Origin of the sequence: Streptomyces cinnabarinus, from assembly GCF_027270315.1 — a bacterium.
GTDB lineage: Bacteria > Actinomycetota > Actinomycetes > Streptomycetales > Streptomycetaceae > Streptomyces > Streptomyces cinnabarinus.
The window spans coordinates 4,099,990-4,115,573 of sequence record NZ_CP114413.1; the positions used below are offsets into that span (position 1 = coordinate 4,099,990).

A 15,584-nucleotide genomic window follows, 5' to 3' on the forward strand; every position below is an offset into this window, starting at 1 on the left:
GCCACCAATCTGACGATCCGTCAGTTCAGGCTAGCCCCGCACCCCTGGACCGACAAGGCGGGGCGCCCTACGCTCTGTCCACCATCTGACGCATCGTCAGCAAAGGGGCCCGCCGCCGTGACCGACGCCACCGTGACCGAGACCGCACACGATCTGAGCTCCGCCCGGACCCTGTGGGACCTGCTCGACCGCCGCGCCGCCCGCACCCCCGACCGGCCGCTCCTCCTCCAGGAGGACCGCTCCCTGAGCTTCGGCCGGCTGCGCGCGCGTGCCGAGCGGGTGGCGGCCGGTCTGTACGACCTGGGGGTGCGCCCCGGCACCGTCGTGGCCTGGCAGCTGCCCACCCGGATCGAGACGGTCCTGCTCTCCTTCGCCCTGGCCCGCCTCGGCGCCGTGCAGTCCCCGGTCATCCCCTTCTACCGGGACCGCGAGGTCGGCTTCGCGCTGCGCGAGTCCAAGGCCGAGTACTTCGCCGTACCGGGCACCTGGCGCGGCTTCGACCACACCGGGATGGCGCACCGGCTCGGCGCGAAGGGCGTCTTCGAGGCGTACGACCGCCTCCCGGACGGCGATCCGGCGGTACTGCCCGAACCGCCCGCCGAGGGCACCTCCGTCCGCTGGATCTACTGGACCTCGGGCACCACCTCCGACCCCAAGGGCGTGCTGCACACGGACCGTTCGCTGATCGCGGGCGGCTCCTGCCTCGCCCACGCCCTGCGCCCGGACCCCGCCGACGTCGGCTCGATCGCCTTCCCCTACGCCCACATAGGCGGCCCCGACTACATGGTGATGCTGCTGCTGTACGGCTTCCCGGCGGTGCTGTTCGAGCAGTTCGCGCTGCCGGAGGCGCTCGCGGGCTTCCGGCGGCACGGGGTGACGATGGCGGGCGGGTCGACGGCCTTCTACTCGATGTTCCTGACCGAGCAGCGCAAACAGCCCGGCACCAAGGTGGTCCCGACGCTCCGGCTGCTCGCGGGCGGCGGGGCGCCCAAGCCGCCGGAGCTGTATCACGCGGTCGTGCGGGAGATGGACGTACAGCTGACCCATGGCTACGGCATGACCGAGGTGCCGATGATCACGATGGGCGATCCGGACGACGACCCGGAGCTGCTCGCCACCACGGAGGGGCGGCCGCCCGCGGGGATGGAGATCCGGATCGTCGACGGGGAGGTGCGGCTGCGCGGCGAGGCGGTGTGCCGGGGCTATCTGGACCCGGCGCAGAGCGCGGCGGCCTTCGACCCGGAGGGGTTCCTGCGCACCGGCGACCTGGGCCGTCTCACCGACAGCGGGCATCTGGTGCTCACCGGGCGGCTGAAGGACGTGATCATCCGCAAGGGGGAGAACATCTCGGCCCAGGAGATCGAGGATCTGCTGCACCGGCACCCGGCGGTCGCGGACGCGGCCGTCATCGGGCTGCCCGACGCCGAGCGCGGGGAGCGCGTGTGCGCCGTCGTGGAACAGCCGCCGGGGGCGGAGGAGTTGAGCCTGGCGCGGCTCACCGCGTATCTGCGCGCGGAAGGGCTGTCCGTGCACAAGCTGCCGGAGCAGCTGGAGGTGGTGGACGCCCTTCCGCGCAACGACACGCTGCGCAAGGTACTCAAGTACAAGCTCAGGGAACGCTTTTCGGCGAGCGCCGGGCCTACTCGGGCACCGTGAAGTAGCGGGCGAAGGCGGTCACGACCTCGGACTCCTCCACCCGGCCGTCGTGATCGGCGTCGAGCGTGTCCGCGGCGGCCCGCGCGATGTCGGCGTTCACGCCCAGGGCGGTCAGTACGCGCACGGTGTCGGTGAGGGTGGCCGCACCGTCGCCGTCCCCGTCGGCCACGGCGAGGGCCGCGTGCAGGAAGGGGCGGGCGATCTCGGCGAACCGGTCGGGGTTGTCGCGCAGTCGCTTGACCGCGCCGCCCACGAACTCGTCCCGCGTGATGCGCTGGTCACCGTCCCGGTCCGCTATTCCCGCCATGCCCTGCCAGAACGCCTCGGCGCCGATGTACACCGCCTGGCCCTTGTCGGACCGGGCCGCCGTACCGAACTCCGCCAGCACGGCCTTGGCCGCCGCGTTGAAGTCCGCGCGGTCGATATAGCCGTTGCCGTCCTGGTCGAAGGTGGCGAACCGGGCGGCGATCCTGCGCTCGTACTCGCTGCTGACCATGTCTTTTCGTGCCGCCTTTACGTCACGTGGGGTGCTTCTGGCACGGAGCGTACGACGCCGGGGGCCGTCCGCGAGCGAGAAAATGATGGTTGTGCCAAGACCGAGGGAATTTTGGGACAACGGCGTGGCCGAACGGCAGGCCCTAGGCCGACAGCGGCCCCGTCGCCTCGTCGGTGGCCGAGTCCAGGTCGGGGTGGACGTCGAACAGGCGCCGGACGCCCAGGGCGCCGAGGACGCGGTTGACGTGGGAGCCCTCGACGGCGCCGTGGGCGGGCAGGATCAGGCGCAGCCGGCCCCGGCAGGAGCGCACCAGCCGGCGGGCGGCGATCAGCACGCCGACCCCGCTGGAGTCGCAGAAGAAGACCTCGGACAGATCGAGCACGAGGCTGTGGCGGCCCTCGGCCACCTTGTCGTGTATGCGCTGACGCAGCGCGGGCGAGGTCACGAGATCCAGTTCGCCCGACACGCGCAGCACGGCCCACCCGCCTTGCTCCTCGCAGGTCACCTTGAACGCCACCGCCATGCCCTTCGCTCGCCGGACCCCCCGCAAACGGAAGCTCTCCCTACGCTTCCATGCAGCGCGGCTGCCCAGCGGCAGTGCCCTGAAACTCCGGGCCAGAAACAGAAGAAGTCACAAAGAGGCTTGTTTCTGTCGTCTCCAGTCCTGTTCGATCAGTTCTGGACCGGGTAGGCGACCGTTCACTATCACCCGGGGCCTCCCAGGGGGCGCACATTGCGACAAAGGGGCGTGCGCTGTCAGAGGTGCCGACTACATTCGAGGAGACGGTGGGAGCAGTCTTGACCAGGGCACAGGCAGTGTGACGGGAGGGGGCCGCATGGCGAAGAAGGACGCACCGCCCCGCTGGGACCGCAAGATGCAGCAGCGCCTGGCACGCGGTGAGGCGGCCGCCCTCGGCGAGCTCTACGACCGGTTCGCCTCCCTTGTGCACGGCCTGGCCCACACCGTCCTCGGCGACGAGCACGCCGCCGACAGCGTCACCCGCGAGGTCTTCACCCACGTCTGGGAGCACCCCGACGCCTACGACCCCAAGCAGGGCCCGCTGCGCTCCTGGGTGGCCGATCTCGCCCACCGCCTCGCCGTACGTCGCCTGCGCGCCACCGAGACGGCCGCGCTCGCCCGGGGCGGCCACGGCACCCCCGAGGACCTGGAGCGCAAGGTGCGCCACGCCTCGGTCGCCGCCCGCGCCGACTACATCGTCCAGGCCATGCCGGTGCCCCTGCGCGCCGCCCTGGAGCTGGCCTACTTCCAGCGCCGCGACTACCGCCAGACCGCCGCCGACCTCGGGGTGACCGAGGACGAGGCCCGCCGCCGGCTCCGTCTCGGCCTGCAACTGCTCGCCACCGCCCACGACGCCGGCGCCCCGCCGGGACTCGGGGGTGCGGTGTGAACGACCTGGGCCGGTTCGAGGCGTACGACGACCACGAGGGGGACGGCGAGCCCAAGAAGGAGCACAAGGACGATCAGCGGCAGCAGGGCGGCGCCGGGCAGAACCCCGGCGCGTCCGCTCCCGGCGGCCCCGCCGACGGCGGCGGCGACAGCCCGCGCCCCGGCCCCGGCCGGCCGCCCCGCATACCGCTGCCCCGCGCCTCCGTCGAGGACACCGGCAGGCCCCTGCCCGACCTGGACCGGCCGGCGCCGCTCGTCCTGGCGCACCCGGTGCTGAAGTCCCTGCTCGGCGCGTGGGCGCTGGCCGCCTGTTCGCCGGAGGAGGCGCTTGCCGTGGAGGCGCACCTCGGCGACTGCGGATCCTGCGCCGACGAGGCGCTGAGGCTGCGCGAGGCCGTCGGTCTGCTGCACCCGGCGGAGAGCCTCGACCTGGACCCCGCCCTGCGCACCCGGGTCCTGGAGAGCTGCCTGGAGCGCCGCCCGCCGCGCATCCCGGTCCCCGGCTGGGCGGCCGCGTACGACGCCGAGACGGCGCGTCTGGACGCGCTGCTGCAGGACTTCGGGGACGCCGAGTGGCACGCGCCCGTGCGGCTGCGCTGGTTCCGGGCCGACAAGCCGACCAGCCGCCGTACGACGGTCGCCGGGGTGATCGCGCATCTGCTCACCGTCGACGGCCTGGTCGCGGTCGCCCTGGGCCTGGACGACCCGCTGGGCGAGGTCCCGGCCGACCGCCCCACCCCGTCCGCCCGGACCGAGGCGTACTGGCGGGCCTCGCACTTCCCGCCCACCCGCTCGGTGCGGGCGCCCTGGCGGGGGCAGAGCCACGACCTGGTCCGTACGGTCTCCTTCACGGGCGGCCAGGCGGGCGCGCTGCCCGTCTCCTACGGCGACTTCGAACTGCCGCTGCACGACGCGATGCTGGACCGGGCGTTCGAGTGCTGGGTGCACGCGGGGGACATCGCGGACGCCGTGGACTATCCGTACGAGCCGCCCTCGGGCCGACATCTGCACGACATGATCGACCTGGCGGCCCGGATGCTGCCCGCCACGCTGGCCAGACGCCGCCGCGACGGGCTGGCGGCGCCCGGACGGGGCCGTAGCCTGCGGCTGGAGATCGAGGGGTCGGGCGGGGGCGAGTGGCTGATCCCGCTGGACTCACTGGCGGCGGTGGGCTCCGTCGAGCGGGAGGTCGCGCACGTGGCGCTGGACGGGGCGGAGTTCTGCCACCTGGCCGCGGGCCACGTGTCTCCTGCGGAGGCTGCGGCGGGGCAGGTCGGTGACGGTGACGCGATTCGGGATGTGCTGTTCTCGGTGGCGTCGTTGAGCCGTCTGTAGGAGCTGGTTGTCGGTTCGTGGGCGGCTGCGGGTGGGTGGGGGCTGGTCGCGCAGTTCCCCGCGCCCCTGGACGTCGGACCAGTGGACCCGGGCTTTTCAGGGGCGCGGGGAACTGCGCGAGCAACCACGAATCACCCACGGCCGCCTACGAAACAGAACCCCGCAGACGCCTAGGCGAACACAACCGTCCGTCGCCCATTCAGCAGAATCCGTCGCTCCGCATGCCACTTCACGGCCCGCGCCAGCGCCTGGCACTCGACATCCCGCCCGATGGCCACCAACTGGTCCGGCGTCACACCGTGGCCGACCCGCTCGACCTCCTGCTCGATGATCGGCCCCTCGTCGAGATCCGCCGTCACGTAGTGCGCCGTCGCACCGATCAGCTTCACACCCCGCGTGTGGGCCTGGTGATACGGCTTCGCACCCTTGAAGCTCGGCAGGAAGGAGTGGTGGATGTTGATGATCCGCCCACTGAGCTGCTTGCACAGATCGTCCGAGAGCACCTGCATGTAGCGAGCGAGGACGACCAGCTCGACGTTCTCCTCGCGCACGATCTCCAGCAGCCGCGCCTCGGCCTGCGCCTTGGTGTCCCTGGTCACCGGGATGTGGTGGAACGGAATGTTGTACGAGCCCACCAGCTCGGCGAAGTCCGTGTGGTTGGACACCACCGCCGCGATCTCCACCGGAAGCGCCCCGATCCGCGCCCGGAACAGCAGGTCGTTCAGGCAGTGCCCGAACTTGGAGACCATCAGGACGATGCGCATCTTCTCGTCGGCCCGGTTGATCTGCCAGTCCATCTGGAAGGAGTCACCGATCGCCGCGAAGCTCGCCCGCAGCTTGTCCACCGTCACCGGCGACTCCGCCGAGAAGTGGACGCGCATGAAGAACAGACCCGTGTCGTGGTCCCCGAACTGCTGACTGTCCTCGATGTTGCAGCCGGTCATGAAGAGGTAGCTCGACACGGCGTGCACGATGCCCTGCTTGTCCGGGCAGGACAGGGTCAGGACGTACTGGTCGGGGGTGACCGCGGCTCGGTCGGACTGCTCGTTCATGCAGCACAGGGTCCCACAGACGGCACCCGCCGATCACGGCCGTCCCGCTACGCGGACCTCGTCATGATCCGCAGCACTTCCAGGGTGCGCGGCGGGGCGTCCGCCTCGTCCCCGTCGCTCGCCGCCATCCGCACATGCGCGTCCCGCGCCGCGCGCACCGCGTCCGGCCACCCCTGGTGTTCCAGGTACGCGGCGACCGGGGCGTCGGGCCCGACCTGGTGCATGATCCGCAGCACCCGCAGTACGGCGGTGTCGACGAGCGCCGCCTCCTGGGAGTCGCGGAAGATCGTGCCGACGTACTTCTCGGCGGACCAGTTGTCCAGCCAGGTGTCCTCGACCAGGCGGTACACGGCATCGGTGACGTCTCCGTAGCCGTCGACACCGGCCAGCCAGACGTCCCTCTGGAACACCGGGTCGGAGAGCATGTGCAGCGCGGAGCGCACATTGCTGCGCCAGCGCCACCAGGGCATGTCGTTCAGTGGCATGCCGCCCATGGTGGAGGAGCGACGGCCGCGACGGGAAGAGTTCTCCGAACCTTGCACGGTCATCGATCGTACGTTCTCTGTCGAACGGAGTTCGAGGACCCCCGTAATTCACCTTGTGGTCACCTTCTGTTGACCACGGATGACTCCCCGGTTAGTGATGTGACGGAATCGTGCGTGTCCATGACCGGCAGGCGTCGCATACGCAATACCCATCTCCCCGCGTTCGCGCAACCCGTCAGAGCCACCGTGCGTAAAGCGGCGGCCCTGATCGCGTGTGCGTCGCTCGCTGTCGGTTGCGGGGTCATCCCCGGTGTCACGGGGGGCGCCGGGGCTGACGACGGCACCATCACCGTGATGACCTGGGCACCCCAGGACACGACCGCCACCAACAAACCGGGCATGCCCGCGCTCGCCCTGGCGTACGCGCGCTGGATCAACTCCCAGGGCGGTCTGAACGGCCGCAAGCTGCGCGTCCTGAACTGCAACGACCACAACGACAGCGTCGCCGCGGCGAAGTGCGCCGAGCGCGCCGTCGACGAGAACGTGGTCGCCGTCGTCGGCTCCTACAGCCAGTACGGCGACTCCTTCTTCCCCACGCTGGAGAGCGCGGGCATCCCGTACATCGGCGGCTACGGCGTCACCGGCGCCGAGTTCACCAGCCCGCTCTCCTACCCGGTCAACGGCGGCCAGCCCAGTCTGCTGGCCGGCCTCGGCCGGGAGCTGGCCAAGAACTGCGGGCCCGTCGCCCTGGTCCGGCCTGACAGCATCGCCGGCGACGAGCTGCCCGCACTGCTGAACTCCGGGCTGTCCGCGGGCGGCCACACCGAGGCGGGCGACCAGCTGGCGGCGGAGGACGCCACCGAGTACTCGGCCCACTCGCAGCAGGCGCTGGAGTACACCACCGCCGACCCGGCCCGCCCCGGCTGTGTGGTGCCCGCCCTCGGGGACCGCACCAGCACCTTCATGGACTCCTTCCGGCGCGGCCGCGAGGAGTCCGGGAACGTCCGTACGGCGACCGTGCTGGGCAGTGTCGACCAGACCGTGATCGACGCCTCCGGCGGCAAGTCCGGCCCGTACGAGGGGGCGTACATCACCGGCTGGTACCCGGTGGCCAGCGACCCGCGCTGGGACGCGATGAAGAAGGTCATCAGCGCGCAGGCCTTCGGCGACAACCGCATCGACCCGGCGGACGCCGGAGTGCAGACCACCTGGATCGCCTACACCGTCTTCAAGGCCGTCGTGGACTCCATCGGCGACGGCGAGGTGACCGCCCGCTCGGTCCGCCGGGCTCTGGACGACGGTCTGGAGATCGGCACCGGCGGACTCACGCCCAAGTTGAACTGGGAGTACTCCGAGAGCCTCGCCTCGGTCGGCTTCCCCCAGCTGGTCAACGCCGATGTGACGCTCCAGGTCGTCCGGGACGGCCGGCTGGTGTCGGCCCGCAAGGGCTTCATCGATGTGACGAAGACCCTGCAACAGGCCGACCTGGGCTGACCGCCCCGTCCGCGCCCTACGACAGGCCCTAGAGCTGGGTGGGCTGGCGCTCGGTCAGAGCGTGCGTCTTCGCGATCGAGTTCCACAGGCCCGCGGCCTTGGTCTTCTCGGTGCTGGCCGTCACGCTCGCCTGGTTGCCCGCCTGGGTCTGGGGAGTGCCGCCGGCCTGCCCCTTCTTGCAGAGCTTGCCCCGGCGCTGCGCGACCTGGTCGGCCCAGGTCGCGTAGTGGTTGTCCGCCGACGCGGACGCCTGCCAGGCCTTGGTCAGGGCCGCGGTCAGCTCGGTGTTCTGCGGCAGCTTATCCACGGCCAGCGTGCCCAGCTTGGTCACCAGGTCGTTGCGCTGCTTGGCGGCGTCCCGGAGGTCCTTGGCGGCCTGGCCGAGGTTGGTGCACGCCTTCACGTCGGCCACCGCGTTGATGACCATGGTCCGGCTGTTGCCGCTGACGGCGAGCAGCTTGTCCAGCTCCACGGCCTGGGCCTTGACCGGGTCGACGGACGGCGACGGGGAGGCGGACGCGGACTGGCTCGCCGGGGCGGTGGCGGCGACGGTCTTGTTGTCGTCCTCGTCCCCGCCACCGGCGCCCATCATCGCGCCCGCGCCTATTCCGAGGACGGCGATCCCGACGCCGACGGCCGCGAAGAGCGGCACCCGCGATCCGGTACGGCCGCTGCCGCGGCGGGGCTCGTCGTCGTGCGTCTCGCGCCGGGGGATGAACTGCGGCTGCCGGTCGCCGCCGCCGTAGGACGGCTGGGGCTGCGGCTGCTGGAAGCGCGGCATCTGCTGGGTGGAGGCGGCCGGGGGCTCACCGCCCGGCTCGCTGCGGAAGAGGTTGTCGAACTCGGCGGGCGGCTGCCGCTCGCCGCCGCCCGCCGGTACGGGCGGGATGAGCTGCGTGGCGTCGGCGTCCGGGCCCGGCGCCGCGGAGCGCGGGACCCGGCCCAGCACCGTGGTGCTCTCGCCGGGCGTCTCCGGGTTCACCTCGGGCGGCAGCGCCCCGCCACCGACCGGCGGTATGTACTGCGTCGCACCGTCGTCGACGACCGGGGGGATGTACTGGGTGGCGCCGTCGTCCCCGTAGGAAGCGGCGGCCGGGAACTCACCGGAGCCACCGTAGGGGGCCGCGGGCGGGAGGGCGTCGGCGCCGTGGGCGGCCGCCTGCGGTAGCGCGTCGGTGCCATAGGAGGCAGCGGGCGGAAGCGCGTCGGCGCCGTAGGAAGCCGCGGGCGGGACCGCTCCCGCGTTCTGGGGGGCGTAGCCCTGTGCCGGGGTGCCGTAGTACTGCGCCGGGGTCTCCGGGGGGAGGGGCTGGGACGTGGCGTCCGGGGTGCCCCAGGCGGCCGCGGGCTGCTCGCCGCTCGACCAGGGCTGCGCGGGCGGCGGCGTCCAGCCCTGTGCCGGGGGCGGGGCCGCCGGCGGCTGGTGCTGCTCGGGGCCCCAGGAGCCGCTCCACGCCTGACCGCCCGACGGGGCCGCCGGGGCGGGCGGCGGGGTCGGCTGAACCGGGTGCTGGGGGCCGACTGGGCTGCCCGTCATACCCGGGAGCAGCGGCTCCCCTCCGTCTGAGGGCAGCACGATGCCTTCGCGCGCGGGCCGCGCCGAGGGCTCCTCGCCCTGTCCACTCTGCGTCACCGGGACTCCTACGAATGGGGGACCTTCGGAATCGTCGGCTCACGCTACCGGGTCCCAAGAGCGGCGTGCCACGCAGCTCAGAACGTGACGTACGTCCCTGTGACCGCCGTAACAGCGCGGTCCCCCATTCCCCGTCCCCGTCCTCCTCTCCCTCTCGGTGCCTTTGTTTCCCGTGTGTTCACGGCCGCGTATCCCGGCCACGCGCGCTGGTCCTCGTCACGCCGCCTGGAGATCCAGCCGCGCCCCGAACTCCCTTACCACCGGCTCCTCCCGGTACGGCTCAAGCCGTTGCTGGAAGTCCTCCAGGTAGTCGGCACCGCGGTTGGAGCGCAGGGTCTCCAGCAGTTCGACGGCCTTCAGGCCGGTGTGGCAGGCCTGTTCGACCTCGCGCTGCTGCACCTGCGCTGTGGCGAGGAGCACGTAGCCGATCGCCCGCCGTCGCGCCTTGCCCTCCGGCAGCCCCGCGAGGGACTCCTCGGCGCACCGGGCCGCGGCCTCGGCCTGCCCGAGATCACGGTGGCAGTGCGCCAACTCGTCGGCCAGATAGGCCCCGTCGAAGTGGGCGATCCACGGCGGGTCGTCCCCGGAGGCCGGATCCGCCGCCTCCAGCGCGCTCACCGCCCGCCCGGACGCCACCTGCGCCCCTCGTACGTCGCCCATGAGCGCGTGTCCCCGGGCCTCGGCGGCGTGGAACATCGCCTCCGCGCGCGGGGTCACGCGCCCCCGCGCCCCCTCCTGCGCGGCCCGCGCCAGCTGCGCGATCTCACGCGGGTTCCCGAGCTGCGCCGCCAGATGGCTCATGGACGCGGCCAGTACGTATCCGCCGTAGCCGCGGTCCCCGGCCGCCTGGGCGAGCCTGAGGGCCTGGATGTAGTACCGCTGGGCCAGGCCGGGTTGGCCGGTGTCGATCGCCATGTAGCCCGCCAGCTCCGTCAACCGGGCCACCGCGGCGAACAGTTCACGCCCCACGGCCTCCCGGTACGACCCGGCCAGCAGCCCCGAGACGACGCTGTTCAGATAGTGCACGACGACCGGGCGCACATGCCCGCTGCCGTACTGGTGGTCCAGGTCGACCAGCGCCTGCGTCATCGCCTTCACGGCAGCGACGTCGGACTGGCCCACGCGCGGGCCCGCCGAGCGCGCGACCTGGGAGTCGGGCGCGGAGATCAGCCAGTCCCGGCTGGGCTCGACCAGCGCGGACGCGGCGACGGACGAGCCGGACAGGAAGTCCCGCCGGCCCACGTCACTGCGCCACAGCTCACACACCTGCTCGATGGCGCCCAGTACCGTCGGCGAGAACTGGAGACCGACACCGGAGGCGAGGTTCTTGCCGTTGGCCATCCCGATCTCGTCGATCGTGACCGTACGGCCGAGTTTGCGGCCGAGTGCCTCCGCGATGATCGCCGGGGCGCGCCCGCGCGGCTGCTGACCGCGCAGCCAACGGGCCACGGACGTCTTGTCGTAGCGCAGGTCAAGACCGTGCTCGGCACCGCACATGTTGACCCGGCGGGCGAGCCCGGCGTTCGAGCAGCCCGCTTCCTGGATGAGCGCCTGCAACCGTTCGTTCGGCTGCCGCGCGACGAGAGGCCTTGCGGCCATGGCGTACCCCCTGTGGCTGCGGTGCCCTGCCCACGCACCGAGTTGACTTGTCTTCGCACCGAACGAATCCGGCCGTGAAGATCAATGCCCCGCGGACATACCGAAAATGCGAGGCATGCGAGGATTGCCGGGGTAAGGCACGAAGCCGACCCCGCTTGTGGCTACCCAGGTATCGCCACGGATCCTCCCGCGCGCCCCCATACATGCATCCATGCGCCCCAGTTGCGGAATCGATGCTCCTCCCCCGCGCACGCTACGGGCGTAACCCGAGGTGGGTGCGGGAGTTGTGTTGAGCGTGGAAGAGACGATCGAGGCCACTGAAGCCGCTCAGATTCCGAAGCAGCGCGGGGAATCGCTGCTGGAGACCGCCGTACGCTACGCCGAGGAGCGCCACTGGGACGTGTTTCCCGGTACCTGGCTGGAAGCCGTCGACGGGGTGCAGCACTGCTCGTGCGGCGACGCCGCGTGCTCTGCGCCGGGGGCGCATCCTTCGCGGGCGGACTGGGGCACGCAGGCGACGGGCAGTGCGACCGTTGCCCGCCGGATGTGGTCGAAACAGCCGCTGTCCTCGATCCTGCTGCCCACGGGGCGCACGTTCGACGCGATCTCCGTCGCCGAGACGGCGGGGTTTCTCGCGCTGGCCCGCATGGAGCGGATGGAGTTGACGCTCGGGCCCGTGACGTTGACGCCGGATCGTCGGATGCACTTCTTCGTGCTGCCGGGGGCGTCGGTGAAGGTGCCTGATCTGGTGCGCAAGCTCGGCTGGACGCCGTCGTCGCTCGATCTCGTCGCGCTCGGGGAGGGCAGCTATGTGGCTGCGCCGCCTACGCGGTTCGGGTCTCGGGGGGCTGTGCAGTGGGCCTGCCGGCCCACGCCCGCCAATCGGTGGCTGCCGGATGCGGAGGAGTTGATCTCGCCGCTTGCCTATGCGTGCGGCCGGGATCGCTAGCGCCTACTTCTCTGCCTCGCCGTCGCCGTTTGCGGGTGCGGGATCGCTGTGGCTTGTCGCGCCCACGCGGCGGAGCCGCATATTGGATACAGCCCCGCGCCCCTTAGGTTGGCATTCATGACGTACGCCGTTGTGGTCCGTGGGCTTTGGAAGCGGTTTGGGCAGCAAGTCGCTGTTGCCGGTATCGATCTTGAGCTGCCCGCCGGGAAGTTCATCGGTCTGGTCGGGCCCAATGGGGCGGGGAAGACCACCACGCTCTCCATGGTCACCGGGTTGCTGCGGCCCGATCAGGGGGCCGTGGAGGTCGTGGGGCACGACGTCTGGCGGGATCCCGTGGCGGTGAAGGCGCGGATCGGGGTGTTGCCGGAGGGGCTGCGGCTGTTCGAGCGGTTGTCGGGGCGGGAACTGCTCGCCTATTCGGGGCGGTTGCGCGGGCTGCCGGGTGCCGAGGTCGACAAGCGGGCCACGCAGCTCCTCGACGTGCTGGACCTGGCCGGGGCCCAGCACAAGCTGGTCGTCGACTACTCGACCGGTATGCGCAAGAAGATCGGGCTCGCCGCCGCTCTCCTCCACAACCCCGAAGTGCTCTTCCTCGACGAGCCGTTCGAGGGCGTCGACCCGGTCTCCGCGCAGACCATCCGGGGGGTCCTGGAGCGGTACACCGGCTCCGGCGCCACCGTCGTCTTCTCCTCCCACGTCATGGAGCTGGTCGAGTCGCTGTGCGACTGGGTGGCCGTCATGGCGGCGGGCCGGATCCGGGCGCACGGCCCGCTCGCCGAGGTCCGCGGCGACGCGCCCTCCCTCCAGCGGGCGTTCCTGGAACTGGTGGGGGCACAGGGGCGCGACGCGGCATCCGACCTCGACTGGCTGGGCGGCGGGGCGCGATGAGCGCGCCCACGATCACTCCGGTCCTGGTGCGGCTGAAACTCTCCCTGCTGCGCAATGGGCTGCGCCAGTCCTCCGGCCGCCGCGCCGCGTACGTCGCCTCGGCCGTCCTCACGCTGCTGTTCGCCGCGGCCCAGCTGATCGGCCTGATCGCGCTGCGCGGCCACGCCCACGCCGCGTCCGTGGTCGTCCTGCTGGTCGCGGTGCTGGCGCTCGGCTGGGCGGTGATGCCGCTGTTCTTCCCCGGCGGCGACGAGACCCTCGACCCGACCCGCCTGGTCATGCTCCCCCTGCGCCCCCGCCCCCTGGTGCGCGCCCTGCTCGCTTCCTCCCTGGTCGGCATCGGCCCGCTGTTCACGCTCTGCCTGCTGACCGGCTCGGTGATCGCGGTGGCGCACGGCGCGACGGCCTACGTGGTGGGCGTCGTCGGAGTCGTCCTGGCGCTGCTGGTGTGCGTGGCCCTGGCGCGGGCCGTCGCCGCCGCCAACATCCGGCTGCTGACCAGCCGCAAGGGCCGGGATCTCGCGGTGCTGAGCGGCCTGGTGATCGCGATCGGCGCGCAGCTCGTCAACTTCGGTGCGCAGCGCCTCGGTTCGTCCGGGCTCGGGCAGCTCGACCCGGCGGCGGACGTACTGCGCTGGGTGCCGCCGGCGTCGGCGATCGGCGCGGTGGACGCGGCGAGCGAGGGGTCCTACGGCGTGGCCCTGCTGCAACTGGCGCTGACGGCCGGGGCGTTGGCCGCCCTGATCGCCGTATGGTCACGGCACCTGACCCGGCTGATGACCGAGCCGGACGGGTCGACGCTCCAGGCGGCGGCGGAGACCGCCGTGCGGGAGTCCACGGGGCTCGGCAGGCTGCTGCCCGCCGGGCGGACCGGGACCGTCATGGAGCGCAGCCTGCGGTACATCTGGCGGGATCCGAAGACCAAGGCGGCCTGGGTGACCTCGCTGGCCATCGGGATGATCGTGCCGCTGTTCAACGCCCTCCAGGGCACCGGCTCGCTCTACTTCGCGTGTTTCGCGGCCGGGATGCTCGGGATCCAGATGTACAACCAGTTCGGCCAGGACACCTCCGCGTTCTGGATGGTCGCGATGACGATCTCGGACACGCGGGACGCCTACGCCGAACTCCGCGCGCGTGCCCTGGCGCTGCTGGTGATCACCCTGCCGTACGCGACGCTGGTGACGGTCCTGACCGCGGCCCTGCTCGGCGACTGGTCACGGCTTCCCGAGGCGCTCGGTCTCTCCTTCGCGCTGCTCGGCGCGATGCTGGCGACCGGCGCGTGGACCTCGGCCCGCTTCCCGTACTCCATCCCGCAGGAGGGCTACAAGAACGTGGCCCCCGGGCAGGTGGGCCTGGCCTGGATCTCCATCTTCGGCGGCATGGTCGCGGCGGCCCTGCTCTGCGCCCCGGTCATCGCCCTGACGATCTGGCTGAACATCACGGCGAACGGCGACGATTGGCGGTGGCTGCTCCTGCCGGCGGGAACGGCATACGGGGCGGCGATCACGGTCGCGGGACTGAGGCTGGCGGCGCCACGGACGGCGGCGAGACTGCCCGAGATCTTGACGGCGGTGAGTAGAGGCTGAGGGAGCTGGAACTCCCTGAGGGGCGCGGGGAACTGCGCGACAAGCCCCCACGCGCCCACGGCCGCGACACAAGGTCACGCACCCCTCCGAGCGCGCCGCTCAAACCAACCGAACCGCGTCAAGAAACGGCTCGATCGCCCCCCGCCAAGCCTCCGGCTGGTCATAGTGCACAAGATGCCCCGCGTCGGAGACTTCCGCGTACTCCCCCTTGGGCAGCACCCGCACCATCTCCTGCGCCTCGGCACGCCCCAGCTCCCCGTCCAGCCCCCGCACGACCAGCGTGGGGCACTGGACCTGCGCCAGTTCCTCCCAGTGCGCGTCGTACACCCATGTCTCACGGGACTTCAGCATCTGCTCGTGCTCGAAGACCGGCCGCCACCCGTCCTCGCACTCCTGCATGACCTCGGCGTAGAACTCCCCCCGCGCGGGGTTGGGCCGCTCCACCCAGGGATCGTCCTCCCCGAACCACTTCCGGACGTCGGCGAGGGTCGCGAAGGGCACGGGCCAGGACTTGAACCAGTCCGCCCACTCACGCTGCGAGGCGGCACCCAGCGCCGACGCCCGCATGTCACAGATGATCACGCCCGACACCAGGTCGGGCCGCTTCGCGGCGAGCTGCCACGCGGTCAGCGCGCCCATCGCGTGGCCGACGAGGACGGCCGGGCCGAGGCCGAGCTGTTCGAGGGCGGCCTCGGCGTCGTCCACATACGCCTCGCGGGTGAAGGCCGCCTCGGCCGGTTTGTCGCTGCGGCCGTGGCCGCGCTGGTCCAGGGCGACCGCGCGATGCCGTTCGGAGAGCCAGCGGGCCGTGGCCGCCCAGTGCGAGGCACGGCCCATCAGCCCGTGCAGTAACAGCACGCCGTGTCCGGACTGCTCCGGCTCGCCCCCGGCGGGCGGGCGGTCGCTCTTGGGTGGGTCGCCGAACTCCCAGGCCGCGAGGCGTACCCCGCCCTTCCCGGTCACGTCGATGCGCCGCGCCATAGGTCCTGGCACCCCCCTAGCT

The 15,584-nt window shown here is 71.8% G+C and carries 14 protein-coding genes; 7 read left to right on the plus strand and 7 right to left on the minus strand.

Going from position 1 to position 15,584, the window contains the following annotated elements:
* Positions 1–132 precede the first annotated feature (132 nt).
* Complete coding sequence (locus STRCI_RS18360) at positions 133–1,656, plus strand: class I adenylate-forming enzyme family protein (protein ID WP_269664580.1); 1,524 nt, start codon at positions 133–135, stop codon at positions 1,654–1,656.
* On the opposite strand, the gene STRCI_RS18365 is transcribed toward STRCI_RS18360, so the two are convergent.
* Positions 1,640–2,152: an EF-hand domain-containing protein gene (locus STRCI_RS18365; RefSeq protein ID WP_269660043.1), complete on the minus strand. Its 513-nt coding sequence runs from the start codon at positions 2,150–2,152 to the stop codon at positions 1,640–1,642. The genes STRCI_RS18360 and STRCI_RS18365 overlap by 17 nt on opposite strands.
* 142 nt (positions 2,153–2,294) lie before the next feature.
* A complete protein-coding gene (locus STRCI_RS18370) occupies positions 2,295–2,675 on the minus strand; it encodes an STAS domain-containing protein (RefSeq protein ID WP_269660044.1) in 381 nt (126 codons plus the stop codon).
* Positions 2,676–2,988: 313 nt separating this feature from the next.
* On the opposite strand from STRCI_RS18370, the gene STRCI_RS18375 reads away from it, so the two are divergent.
* Both STRCI_RS18375 and STRCI_RS18380 read left to right on the plus strand, forming a co-directional pair.
* The gene (locus STRCI_RS18375) at positions 2,989–3,561 is read left to right on the plus strand and encodes a sigma-70 family RNA polymerase sigma factor (protein ID WP_269660045.1); all 573 of its coding nucleotides are present in this window, start codon (positions 2,989–2,991) and stop codon (positions 3,559–3,561) included.
* Positions 3,558–4,895: a maleylpyruvate isomerase N-terminal domain-containing protein gene (locus STRCI_RS18380; RefSeq protein WP_269660046.1), complete on the plus strand. Its 1,338-nt coding sequence runs from the start codon at positions 3,558–3,560 to the stop codon at positions 4,893–4,895. The genes STRCI_RS18375 and STRCI_RS18380 overlap by 4 nt, the downstream gene beginning before the upstream one ends.
* 170 nt (positions 4,896–5,065) lie before the next feature.
* Here the strand turns inward: STRCI_RS18380 and purU are convergent, their stop codons facing one another.
* Positions 5,066–5,947: a formyltetrahydrofolate deformylase gene (gene purU / locus STRCI_RS18385; protein WP_269660047.1), complete on the minus strand. Its 882-nt coding sequence runs from the start codon at positions 5,945–5,947 to the stop codon at positions 5,066–5,068.
* Positions 5,948–5,994: 47 nt separating this feature from the next.
* A complete protein-coding gene (locus STRCI_RS18390; protein ID WP_269660048.1) occupies positions 5,995–6,495 on the minus strand; it encodes an SCO4402 family protein in 501 nt (166 codons plus the stop codon).
* Positions 6,496–6,612: 117 nt separating this feature from the next.
* Here STRCI_RS18390 and STRCI_RS18395 point away from each other — a divergent pair, with 117 nt between their 5' ends.
* Entirely contained in the window at positions 6,613–7,926 is a 1,314-nt protein-coding gene (locus STRCI_RS18395) for an ABC transporter substrate-binding protein (RefSeq protein ID WP_269660049.1), read from the plus strand.
* A gap of 28 nt (positions 7,927–7,954) precedes the next feature.
* On the opposite strand, the gene STRCI_RS18400 is transcribed toward STRCI_RS18395, so the two are convergent.
* A complete protein-coding gene (locus STRCI_RS18400) occupies positions 7,955–9,559 on the minus strand; it encodes a hypothetical protein (protein ID WP_269660050.1) in 1,605 nt (534 codons plus the stop codon).
* A gap of 216 nt (positions 9,560–9,775) precedes the next feature.
* Positions 9,776–11,158 carry an NsdA family TPR-like regulatory protein gene (locus tag STRCI_RS18405; RefSeq protein WP_269660051.1) on the minus strand — a complete coding sequence of 461 codons (1,383 nt, stop codon included), beginning with the start codon at positions 11,156–11,158 and terminating at the stop codon, positions 9,776–9,778.
* Positions 11,159–11,444: 286 nt separating this feature from the next.
* On the opposite strand from STRCI_RS18405, the gene STRCI_RS18410 reads away from it, so the two are divergent.
* The 3 genes from STRCI_RS18410 (at position 11,445) to STRCI_RS18420 (ending at position 14,581) form a co-directional block, all read left to right on the plus strand.
* Complete coding sequence (locus STRCI_RS18410) at positions 11,445–12,107, plus strand: bifunctional DNA primase/polymerase (RefSeq protein WP_269660052.1); 663 nt, start codon at positions 11,445–11,447, stop codon at positions 12,105–12,107.
* A 117-nt stretch (positions 12,108–12,224) separates the two neighbouring features.
* Positions 12,225–12,995 carry an ABC transporter ATP-binding protein gene (locus tag STRCI_RS18415; RefSeq protein WP_269660053.1) on the plus strand — a complete coding sequence of 257 codons (771 nt, stop codon included), beginning with the start codon at positions 12,225–12,227 and terminating at the stop codon, positions 12,993–12,995.
* Positions 12,992–14,581 carry a transporter gene (locus STRCI_RS18420; RefSeq protein WP_269660054.1) on the plus strand — a complete coding sequence of 530 codons (1,590 nt, stop codon included), beginning with the start codon at positions 12,992–12,994 and terminating at the stop codon, positions 14,579–14,581. Before STRCI_RS18415 ends, STRCI_RS18420 begins: the two co-directional genes overlap by 4 nt.
* Positions 14,582–14,680: 99 nt before the next feature.
* Here the strand turns inward: STRCI_RS18420 and STRCI_RS18425 are convergent, their stop codons facing one another.
* Positions 14,681–15,562 (minus strand): alpha/beta fold hydrolase, encoded by an 882-nt coding sequence (locus STRCI_RS18425; protein ID WP_269660055.1) that lies wholly within the window; start codon positions 15,560–15,562, stop codon positions 14,681–14,683.
* Positions 15,563–15,584 lie beyond the last annotated feature (22 nt).

Coding starts and splice junctions, on each gene's coding strand:
- purU (WP_269660047.1), bottom strand. CDS start 5,947: ATGAACGAGCAGTCCGACCGAGCCGCGGTCACCCCCGACCAGTACGTC.
- STRCI_RS18390 (WP_269660048.1), bottom strand. CDS start 6,495: ATGACCGTGCAAGGTTCGGAGAACTCTTCCCGTCGCGGCCGTCGCTCC.
- STRCI_RS18395 (WP_269660049.1), top strand. CDS start 6,613: ATGACCGGCAGGCGTCGCATACGCAATACCCATCTCCCCGCGTTCGCG.
- STRCI_RS18370 (WP_269660044.1), bottom strand. CDS start 2,675: ATGGCGGTGGCGTTCAAGGTGACCTGCGAGGAGCAAGGCGGGTGGGCC.
- STRCI_RS18405 (WP_269660051.1), bottom strand. CDS start 11,158: ATGGCCGCAAGGCCTCTCGTCGCGCGGCAGCCGAACGAACGGTTGCAG.
- STRCI_RS18365 (WP_269660043.1), bottom strand. CDS start 2,152: ATGGTCAGCAGCGAGTACGAGCGCAGGATCGCCGCCCGGTTCGCCACC.
- STRCI_RS18375 (WP_269660045.1), top strand. CDS start 2,989: ATGGCGAAGAAGGACGCACCGCCCCGCTGGGACCGCAAGATGCAGCAG.
- STRCI_RS18420 (WP_269660054.1), top strand. CDS start 12,992: ATGAGCGCGCCCACGATCACTCCGGTCCTGGTGCGGCTGAAACTCTCC.
- STRCI_RS18425 (WP_269660055.1), bottom strand. CDS start 15,562: ATGGCGCGGCGCATCGACGTGACCGGGAAGGGCGGGGTACGCCTCGCG.
- STRCI_RS18415 (WP_269660053.1), top strand. CDS start 12,225: ATGACGTACGCCGTTGTGGTCCGTGGGCTTTGGAAGCGGTTTGGGCAG.